The 1,379-nt window shown below is 51.3% G+C and carries 1 rRNA gene; it reads left to right on the top strand.

From position 1 onward, the window contains the following. A 23S ribosomal RNA gene (locus BM193_RS29005) occupies positions 1–1,350 on the top strand; the annotation flags it as partial. Positions 1,351–1,379: the final 29 nt, after the last annotated feature.

Raw genomic sequence — 1,379 nt, 5'->3', positions numbered from 1 at the left:
CACGAAGCAATCGGAAGTGGTTCCAAGAAAAGCCTCTAAGCTTCAGTCATACGAGACCGTACCGCAAACCGACACAGGTGGGCGAGATGAGTATTCTAAGGCGCTTGAGAGAACTCGGGAGAAGGAACTCGGCAAATTGGTACCGTAACTTCGGGAAAAGGTACGCCCCGGTAGCTTGATTGGTTTACTCCATGAGGGTGAAAGGGTTGCAATAAACTGGTGGCTGCGACTGTTTAATAAAAACACAGCACTCTGCAAACACGAAAGTGGACGTATAGGGTGTGACGCCTGCCCGGTGCTGGAAGATTAAATGATGGGGTGCAAGCTCTTGATTGAAGTCCCAGTAAACGGCGGCCGTAACTATAACGGTCCTAAGGTAGCGAAATTCCTTGTCGGGTAAGTTCCGACCTGCACGAATGGCGTAACGATGGCCACACTGTCTCCTCCCGAGACTCAGCGAAGTTGAAATGTTTGTGATGATGCAATCTACCCGCGGCTAGACGGAAAGACCCCATGAACCTTTACTGTAGCTTTGCATTGGACTTTGAACCAATCTGTGTAGGATAGGTGGGAGGCTTTGAAGCGGGGACGCTAGTTCTCGTGGAGCCAACCTTGAAATACCACCCTGGTTTGTTTGAGGTTCTAACCTTGGTCCGTTATCCGGATCGGGGACAGTGCATGGTAGGCAGTTTGACTGGGGCGGTCTCCTCCTAAAGTGTAACGGAGGAGTTCGAAGGTACGCTAGATACGGTCGGACATCGTGTTGATAGTGCAATGGCATAAGCGTGCTTAACTGCGAGACTGACAAGTCGAGCAGGTACGAAAGTAGGACATAGTGATCCGGTGGTTCTGTATGGAAGGGCCATCGCTCAACGGATAAAAGGTACTCTGGGGATAACAGGCTGATTCCTCCCAAGAGTTCATATCGACGGGGGAGTTTGGCACCTCGATGTCGGCTCATCACATCCTGGGGCTGTAGCCGGTCCCAAGGGTATGGCTGTTCGCCATTTAAAGTGGTACGTGAGCTGGGTTTAAAACGTCGTGAGACAGTTTGGTCCCTATCTGCCGTGGGCGTTGGAAATTTGAAGGGGGCTGCTCCTAGTACGAGAGGACCGGAGTGGACGAACCTCTGGTGTACCGGTTGTCACGCCAGTGGCATTGCCGGGTAGCTAAGTTCGGAAGAGATAACCGCTGAAAGCATCTAAGCGGGAAACTTGCCTTGAGATGAGATTTCCCAGAGCCTTGAGCTCTTTGAAGGGTCGTTCGAGACCAGGACGTTGATAGGCTGGGTGTGGAAGTGCAGTAATGCATTAAGCTAACCAGTACTAATTGCCCGTACGGCTTGTCCCTATAACCTTAGCAGGTACAGAGGATAAGAC

This window comes from Janthinobacterium sp. 344 (genome assembly GCF_900112025.1).
Taxonomy (GTDB): Bacteria; Pseudomonadota; Gammaproteobacteria; order Burkholderiales; family Burkholderiaceae_D; genus Janthinobacterium.
Note: the sequence above shows the minus strand (reverse complement) of the source record. Positions and strands in the feature narration are given on the sequence as shown.